Origin of the sequence: Elstera sp., assembly GCF_044372965.1 — a bacterium.
Lineage (GTDB): Bacteria > Pseudomonadota > Alphaproteobacteria > Elsterales > Elsteraceae > Elstera.
This window is the reverse complement of record NZ_JBILQX010000157.1, coordinates 1-8324: the sequence shown is the minus strand read 5'-3', so window position 1 is coordinate 8324 and position 8324 is coordinate 1. Positions and strand designations below refer to the sequence as shown.

The window sequence follows — 8324 nt, the reverse complement described above, 5'->3', positions numbered from 1 at the left end:
GGGCCAGTTCGAACGCTGCGGCCTGTCGCAATCCTCCGTTTCCGCCCATTTGGCGACGCTCGCCGCCGCCGATCTGGTGACGCCGCGGCGCATCGGCCAATGGGTTTTCTATAAGCGTAATGAGGCAACGCTCGACGCCTTTCGCGCGCATCTGGCCGCGCTTTAGCCTATACTGCGCACGGCAAAGCGAAAGGCAGATCCGTGATAGCGTGCAAGCGCGTGGTAATTATTGGCGGCACCGGCGTTTTCGGCAAACGCCTCGCCCGGCATATTGCCAAGTGGCCGGGGCTGGAGATCGTGCTCACCTCGCGCGACGCCGCGAAGGCGCAAGCTCTTGCCGCGCAAATCGCCGCTGAGGTTCCGGGCGCGCGGGTTTCCGGCGTTGCGCTCGATCATCGCTACCGCCTGCTCGAAACGCTGACCGCGCTCGCGCCCTGGGCTGTCGTCGATGCCTCGGGGCCGTTTCAGGGGGCCGATTATACCACCGCCACCGCCGCGCTGAGGGTGGGAGCGCATGTGCTCGACCTTGCCGACGCGCGCGATTATCTCGCGGGGTATGGCGCGGCGCTGAACGGGCTCGCGCTGGAAAAAGGCTTGGTCGCCCTTGCCGGAGCCAGTTCAACCCCCGCCCTGTCGGGGGCTGTGGTCGCGGCCCTGACCCAAGGATGGACGCGGGTTGACACCATCGATATCGCCATCACCCCCGGCGGGCAAAGCGAGGTTGGCCCGGCGGTGATCGAAGCGATTCTGACCTATGCCGGAAAGCCGATTCCTGCCTGGCGCAACGGCGCGCTTGGCCAAAGTATCGGCTGGGAGAATGGCCGGTGGGTGGCCATGCCGGGGCTCGGGCGGCGGTTGGTGGCCGCTGTTGAAACGCTCGATCCGCAAGACCTGGGGCCGCGCTACCGGGTGCAATCGCGGGTGAGTTTTTCGGCGGGGCTGGAGTCGCTGCCTGAACAATTGGGACTAATGGCGCTCGCGCGCTTGCGCCGCTGGGGGTTCTTCCAAAATCTCAAAACCTGGGTGCCCTGGCTGCTGCACGGACGCAAGCTGACCCGTCTTATTACCTCCGACCGGGGCGGCATGCGGGTGGAAATCACCGGGTTGGACGGGGCGGGGCAGGCCACGCGGGCGCGCTGGTCGCTGGTGGTAGGCCAAAACCACGGCCCGAATATTCCCACGCTCCCCGCCGCCGCCGCGCTCAAAGCCTTGTTGGGCGAAACGCTTCCCCCAGGCGCGCGCGCCGCGACCGAGGCGCTGCCGCTGGCGGCAATCGAAGCCGAAATGGCCCCCTATGCCATTCGCGTGACGCACGATCCGCCCGTAAAACTATCCTCGCCGGTGGCCCAAGCTTTGGGTACAGCAGGGTTAGCCTGCCTGCCCGCCCCGCTACAGTCTTTCCACGCCGACGATAGCCCGCGCTTCTGGGAAGGACGCGCCACTGTTGAAACGGGCGCGTCTCCCCTCACCCGCCTCATCGCGCGGGGGCTGAACCTCCCCCGCGCCGGCGAGGATATTCCGGTCATTGTCGAGATTGAGGATGTCACGCCGCCCGGCGGGCCGCCCGCCCAACGCTGGAGCCGCAGTTTCGCCGGGCGGCGGTTTTCTTCAAGGCTCGCGGTCGGCCCAACCGGCACCCTCCGCGAACGCTTCGGCCCCTTCCGGTTTCATTTGGGGTTAGTACCGAGCACTGAAGCACTCGGCCTGTCGGTAGATGGCTGGGATTTTTGCGGCCTGCCGCTGCCCAAAAGCCTCGCCCCCCGCGCCGACGCCCGCGAGAGCCTGGACGCCACGGGGCGGTTTTACGCCGATATTGGCCTGACCTTACCGGTCTTCGGGCTGCTGGTCCGGTATCGAACATGGTTAGTGGCAAAACGCGCGGGTGAAACATCCGCTTAGGGCTTCCGCCACGCGACGCCGGTCCAATCGATACTTTCCATCGGCGCGGTAATGCCGCGTTGGGCGCGGAAATCCTCAATAGCCCGGCGGCATGGCGGTAGCGCACCGTAATCATCGACCACCAGAAAGCCGCCCGACACCAGCCGGTCATAGAGCGCATCGAGCGCATCGAAGGTGGATTCATAGAGGTCGCCGTCAAGCCGAATGAGGGCGAGGCGGTCAATCGGGGCCGCGGGCAGCGTTTCGCGGAACCAACCGGGAAGAAACTTCACCTGATCGTCGAGCAGATCGTAGCGCGCGAACAGGGCTTCGACGCGCGCCTGATCGATGGCGAGCGCTGGCTCCTTCGCCGCGCTCAAATCATAGTCTATATCCTCGGCAACGCTGGGCTCGGGCACCCCGGCGAAAGAATCGGCCACCCAAACGGTCCTATCCGAAACTCCGTGCGCCGCCCAATAGCCGCGCATAAACACGGTCGCCCCGCCCCGCCAAACCCCGGTTTCGATGACATCGCCGGGGATATTGTTCTGGCGGATCACGTCCAAACATCGATGCAGATGATCAAGCCGCAAGCGCCCGATCATCGTATGGGTATGCTGGCTGATGTGGTGCGGATCATAGAGCGCCGCTGCCCCCTCGACCGGCCAGAGCACCAAATTCCCCTCGTGGCGCACGGCCTGGAGATGCGCCATAATATCGGGGCGTAGGCGGGCAATATCGCGGATTACAGCCCCCTCCATCGGCTTTCCCGCCTGCTGACAGAGAAAGATATAGTGGAGAATGCCCTCAAGCTCCGGGTAAAGCTCGTTCAGGAGGGATTTTTTCAATACGTCTAGGTAACGCTCAGTCAGGGCTAGGCTCATCGGTTGCCCTCTTGCCGCGCTGCCGCCAACCACGCCGCCACCGCCGCAGGATCATTGACGCCGACGCCCAAATAGCCGCGCGGATCGTCAATCGCCCGGTCGGGCGGAAGCATGCGGTAGGCTGCTAGAATGTCTACCTGCCGCTCAGCTAATAGTGTCGACTGCGGGTTGAGCCCCGTCACCAGGGTTAAGCCGGTCGGCGCGGTCGGAATCGTATAGACGCGTAGGTCTGGACGCAAAACGCGCAAACACAGAATAATTTTCCAACCGTCGCCCGTATAGAAGGCCGTTTTCTGCTGAGGCGCAGCAGCGGCGGGGGTGAGCGGCAGCATATCGTGCAAGCCGATGACCGCGCCGGGGGCGGCAAACCGCTCTAAGGCGATGAAATCCGCCAAAACCGCACCGAAGCTATGATCGCCATCGATAAAGGCGAGATCGAACCCCGTCTCCCTAAGGCCGCTCTCTGGGGGCGGGTTTGCCAGAAACGCGGCACTGGTTAGCGGAAAGATCTGGGTAGGGGCCGGGCACCGCGCGCGCGGGTCGCCCGCAGGCGCCGGATCGATCCCAATCGCGCGGGTCGGCGGCTGAGCCAACACGAGTGAATCCCCCGCCTCAACGCCAATTTCCAAATAGAGCTTGGGATTAAGCTGATCGTGCAACCATGCCAACCAAAAAGGGTAATCCGGCCCCGGCAGGCGCAAATTGGCCAGAGCTAGGTGAATATGGGGAAGGTTTGGTTCGTGGCCCAGCGCCTCCAGAAACACGGCTTCCGCCCCCCGACTATCCCCGGCAGCAATCAACCGCTGACCGCGCTCAAGCATTTGGGCTTCATAGGCTTGCATCGGGTCCCCTCGCATCGGGATGCCGATCTATAAAGAGGCTTCGATTTTTCTCCATAAGCCGGATCGGTTCAGCCTCGGTTGCGGCGCTTCCGCCCTCCACATGGATCACCCGCGCAGAGGGCTCGTAGACAACACGGAAGCCCGCCCGCCAAACCCGCAGGCATAAATCCGTATCCTCGTAGTAAGCCGGGGCGAAAATCGGATCGAACCCGCCAAGCATCGCCCACAAGGGCTGTCGCACAAGCAGGAACGCACCGGAACAATAATCGACTTCGCGGACAAAGCCATAGGCGGGCGCATCGGGATCATCCCCTCGGCCATAGCCCTGGGCCGCGCCGTTGCGGTCGACCCAATTCCCCGCTTCCTGCAACCGGCCATCGGTTAGGATTATCTTTCCGCCGACCGCGCCTATGCTACCGTCGCCGTCAATCCGCGCCAGTGCCGCCGCGAGCGCGTCCGGCTGCACGAAAGCATCGCTATTGAGAAATAGAATATGCCGCCCGCGCGCCCGCACTGCGCCTTGGTTCGCCGCTAAAAGAAAGCCCCTATTGTCCGCATTGCGCAGGATTTTTGCGCCCTGCACACGGGCGAGGAGATCGGGGGTTGCGTCGATCGACCCATTATCGACCAAAATCGTTTCAAAGCTCGGTCCGGTCTGCGCTGACAGGGCCGTGAGGGTTTCGAGCGTCAAACCGACCTGATTGAAGAGCACGATGACAACCGAAATATCGGGCGTCTTTGTTGGATCGGCGACGGGTAAGCGCAGGGGCAGCCCGCTTTGAAGCCACGCGACGAAGGCCTTGGCCGCTTCGGCGCGCCGTTGGTCCTTACCCCTCAGATCAGGTTTCAGCGAGTCTTGGACGGGCGAAAACGCTTCGGGGATATCGGTTGTATCGGCGTTGGTTTTTCCTTGCTCCCGATACGCCGCCGCTAGCAACGCGCGCGCGCCGACCGTTTCGGGCGCAAGGAACAACCCCTGTTCGAGCAACCACACCACCCCGTCGGCCATGCCGCGCCCGTGCAGAACCTGCGCGCGGCGAATAAAAGCGTCGCCCCAGGTGGGAACGAAATGATGGGCTTGGCCCAGCGCATAGTCTGCCGCCTGCCAATCCCCCGCCTCCTGGGCGATACAGCCGAGGCGATACCAAAGGGGGGCCGCCGCCGGGTGGGCATGCAGCGCGTTGGTCAGGCACGACCGGGCTTCCTCCCCCCGGCCAAGGCACTGAAGCGCCTCGGCCCAATGCCGATAAATCAGAAGGCTTCGGGGATCGGCGAGCGGAATACTCTCTGCCGCCGCGCGATACTGCGCCTCGGCGGTCGCATAGTCGCGGCGGCGGAGGGCAAACCAAGCGGCCTGCATCTGCCTGTCGCCGGTTGCCTCCGCATCCAGCGCCCGCCCACACCAAACCTCCGCCTCGGCCTGTTCGCCCAAATCGTGCAGCACCCAAGCTAAGGTGAAGGCCGCATCGTGAAGGCTAGGGTCGAGCGCGCAGGCCGCGCGCAATGCCACCGCCGTGCCGGACAAATCCCCCTGTCGCTGCAACAGCAGGCCACGATACCAATGGAGCGGCGGATGGTCGGGCGCCACGGCCAATGCCGCCTGAAGCACCGCGTCAGCCCCCGGCAAATCGCCCGTCTCCAGTAAGAAGAAACCGTAAGCCGCCGCCGCAACCTTCGGCGCGATTTGGTAAGCGTGGGCAGCATGACGCAAGGCATCCGGGAGCGCCCCCCGGTCGAAACACCGCCACGCCAGCCCCAACCGCGCCTCGGGGTCATCGGGCGCGACCGCCACCGCAACGGTCAGCAGCGCGTCGCCCACCGCCGGATTGGCGTGATTGGCCCAGAACGATAAACGCGCTGCAACCTCGGTCGGGCGGGCGGCGAGGACTTTTCGCAGGGCGTAGCTTGGCAGCGACGGCAATAATGAATCCCCCGCCTGTGGCCCGTCGACTAAGACCCGGAGCAAATGCCGATCGGTCTCGGTTAACACCAGACCGGCCAGGGCGACACCCAAGCCTTGCCAGGCCGGGGCGAGGTCTTGCTCGGTTAAATCTTTCATCGCGGGGCCAGTCGCCTTCATTGCACCTTCACCATTGGGGGAGCCAGCATAAGAAAGTCTTAACACGCTGAGCAATCGGCATGACGTGATCCTGCAAAACGCACTCCTGTGCTCGCAATCCACTCCCTGCGCAGGCGCTCGAAGCAGGCACATCTTTTAAGTGCATTCGATGAAAACCATTGATGTTTAAGGGTTACACCCCGATACTTACCCACTATCGGACCAGCGGGACGGTTTGCAGGCAATGGCAGCAAATGCCGAGGGCGGCGAAGCGGAGCGCAAAAGTCTGGTCGCCGTTTAGGGCTTCGTTCGGTACCTCTCCGTTGCAGTGGTGGGCCAGCGTTTCGCTATTCCGTTGGACCGGGTGATCGGCGTTACGGAAAGCACTTTTGTCACCCCGTTGCCCTTCAGCCCGCCGCCCTTCGAAGGGCTGGTTCTGGCGATGGGCCAGATTGTGCCGCAAATCAGCCTCGCCGCCCCTGTGAAGCCGATGGAATTTCACCAATATCTTACCCTGCGGATTGGCCGGGAATTTCTGGCCGTGCCGCTCGACCGGATTCAGCGCCTGGAAGCCTCCATCGAGGTAACGCCAATCCCGGACCGGGGCACCGGCTTTCACGGTCTCGCCGACGTGGGCGATAATGTCGTGCCGGTCATCGATCTGCGGCAAATCTTGAGCATTGGGGGCGAACCGATCCTGTTGGAGCCGAACCCGCCCTGCCTGCTCGCGATGGTGGAAGGCGGCATTGCCGGGGTGATCGTTCACCAGGTTTTGCCCATCGAAACCGTGCCCGAAAGCCATATTAGCCCGGCGGAAGACGCCCATAATCTGCCGATTTTACAAATTCTTCATATCCAAGATCGCCTTATGAGTGTGGTTTCGCTCGACCGGCTGCTACCGCCCCTGTAACCCTTTGGTATCGCGTTAGAGTGAGGATACCCGAGGCTCGTTCTCATAGGCTTTGAGCCCGTGGGGGCTCGAAGCCTTGGCCCACCACGCCGAAAGCTTGTTGGCGGACGTGCGCAGCGAACGGCAGGGTTTCACCCCCGCCATCCGCGATCTGCTGATCGAAAGCCTCGATGGTATCCGGCTTTTACGCGAACGCGGCATCGTCAGCGGTTTGGACGAACCCGCGCCGCAAGCCTTGCTGCACGCCCTCGAAGCGGCGCTGAATCCTGGGGCAAATGGGGAAAACCTGCACGCGAGTGCCCCCGAAGTGCCCGAAGGCGCGCTGCATCCCGATGCTGAAAACCTGCGCCATTTCGCCGAAATGCTGGCGGATTGCTTGCCGGGGCTGGCGGTTTTGGCGGGCGCGAGCGGCTTGCGGGATCCGATCTCGACATGCTCTTGGTCGCGACCGAGAAAGTGGCGTTCCACGGCCTTGAAGCCCGGCTGCGGGCGCTCGCCCCCACCGTCGATACCGCTAATCTTGAACCTTTTACCGCCGTCATTGCCCCCGCCCAACTGTGCGATCTTTCACACGATGCGTTGACGCCCTTCACCGAAATGCTCGCAGGCGGCGACCGGCAGATTATCGCGGTGACGGTTGCCCTGCCCGCAGCTTCGGAGCGCGGCGCGTTTCTAACCTGGCTCGCCCAGCGCACGGCGGCACCCTCGGCGCGCGCCCTCAGCCAAAGCGGCGTTGACGCCGCCGCCCTGCTGCTTGTTAGTCGCGAGAACCCGGCGCCCCTGCAAGCCGCGATTTTGACGGGCCACCCGGAGCTTGCCTTCGTCGAAGCCCGCGCGCTCGTGGATAATAAGGTCGAAACGCCCTGGTCGCCCCCGCGCGCCGCGAACACGCTGAAAAACCAACGATCCTGCCCGCAATCGAAATCTTGCAGCCCCAGCAGAATGATCTTTCCCAGGTGGAAGCCGAAGTACATCGGCTGGTGAGCCTCATTCACGAGGCAACCCTGGGGCTGCGCGTTATTCCGCTCGATATCGTCTTAAACCGGTTCCCGCGCATGGTGCGCGAGGTTGCCAAAGAGCAAAGCAAGCAAATCCGCTTCGAAGCCCGCGCCGATGGCATCAAGGTCGATAAGGGGATGACCGAGTTGCTGGCCGATCCGCTGACGCATACGCTGCGCAACACGGTCGATCACAGGATCGAAACCCCGACCGAGCGGGTGGCCGTCAATAAGCCGCCGCTGGCGCATATTCGCCTGAGCGCCGAACAGCACGGCAATCGCATCGTCATCGAAATCCGCGACGATGGCCGGGGGATCGATACCGAGCGCGTGCAGCAACGGGCGGTCGCCCAAGGGCTTGCCACCGATGCCGACAGCAGCAAACTCTCGGTTGATCAAATCAACCGCTTCATCTTCGCCCCCGGCTTCTCCACCGCCGATAAGGTGAGCGAAACCTCCGGGCGCGGCGTTGGCATGGATGTGGCGCTGATCAATATCTCCCGCCTCGGCGGGCGCATCGATGTGCGCACGGTGCTGGGCCAGGGCACGATCTTCCGGCTCGATATGCCGCTGTCGGCGGCGATGCTGACCGTTCTGCTCGCCGAAACCTCGGTCCAAACGGTGGCCTTCCCCGAACGCATGGTGGTGGAAGCCGCCACCGTGCCGCGCGATGCCATTCAATACGTCAACGGCCAGCGCGCCATTTTGCGACACGACCGCTTCTTGCCGCTCTTTGGGCTAACGGATCTTTTG

At 63.5% G+C, this 8324-nt stretch carries 7 protein-coding genes and 1 pseudogene; 5 read left to right on the top strand and 3 right to left on the bottom strand.

Translation table 11 applies throughout. From position 1 onward, the window contains the following. Window positions 1–219 precede the first annotated feature (219 nt). Window positions 220–1899 carry a DUF4166 domain-containing protein gene (locus tag ACIQ36_RS15910; protein WP_395831081.1) on the top strand — a complete coding sequence of 560 codons (1680 nt, stop codon included), beginning with the start codon at window positions 220–222 and terminating at the stop codon, window positions 1897–1899. Here ACIQ36_RS15910 and ACIQ36_RS15905 read toward each other — a convergent pair. Genes ACIQ36_RS15905 through ACIQ36_RS15895 form a run of 3 tightly spaced genes read right to left on the bottom strand, consistent with a single transcriptional unit; the run spans window position 1896 to window position 5684 of the window. After that, entirely contained in the window at window positions 1896–2762 is an 867-nt protein-coding gene (locus ACIQ36_RS15905; protein ID WP_395831079.1) for a TylF/MycF/NovP-related O-methyltransferase, read from the bottom strand. The two genes, ACIQ36_RS15910 and ACIQ36_RS15905, sit on opposite strands and share 4 nt — an antisense overlap. Next, window positions 2759–3604: a class I SAM-dependent methyltransferase gene (locus ACIQ36_RS15900; protein WP_395831077.1), complete on the bottom strand. Its 846-nt coding sequence runs from the start codon at window positions 3602–3604 to the stop codon at window positions 2759–2761. The genes ACIQ36_RS15905 and ACIQ36_RS15900 overlap by 4 nt, the downstream gene beginning before the upstream one ends. Beyond that, complete coding sequence (locus tag ACIQ36_RS15895) at window positions 3591–5684, bottom strand: glycosyltransferase (RefSeq protein ID WP_395831075.1); 2094 nt, start codon at window positions 5682–5684, stop codon at window positions 3591–3593. Before ACIQ36_RS15895 ends, ACIQ36_RS15900 begins: the two co-directional genes overlap by 14 nt. 304 nt (window positions 5685–5988) lie before the next feature. Between ACIQ36_RS15895 and ACIQ36_RS15890 the strand changes: the two are divergent. From ACIQ36_RS15890 to ACIQ36_RS15875, 4 genes and pseudogenes are all read left to right on the top strand, one after another. Then, a pseudogene (locus ACIQ36_RS15890) lies at window positions 5989–6129 on the top strand (hypothetical protein); the annotation flags it as partial. Beyond that, window positions 6106–6573: a chemotaxis protein CheW gene (locus tag ACIQ36_RS15885; protein WP_395831083.1), complete on the top strand. Its 468-nt coding sequence runs from the start codon at window positions 6106–6108 to the stop codon at window positions 6571–6573. The pseudogene ACIQ36_RS15890 and the gene ACIQ36_RS15885, both read left to right, overlap by 24 nt. 432 nt (window positions 6574–7005) lie before the next feature. After that, a complete protein-coding gene (locus ACIQ36_RS15880) occupies window positions 7006–7557 on the top strand; it encodes a hypothetical protein (protein WP_395831073.1) in 552 nt (183 codons plus the stop codon). Further along, window positions 7530–8324: chemotaxis protein CheA (locus ACIQ36_RS15875; RefSeq protein ID WP_395831071.1), on the top strand; the 795-nt coding region annotated here is incomplete at its 3' end. The genes ACIQ36_RS15880 and ACIQ36_RS15875, both read left to right, overlap by 28 nt.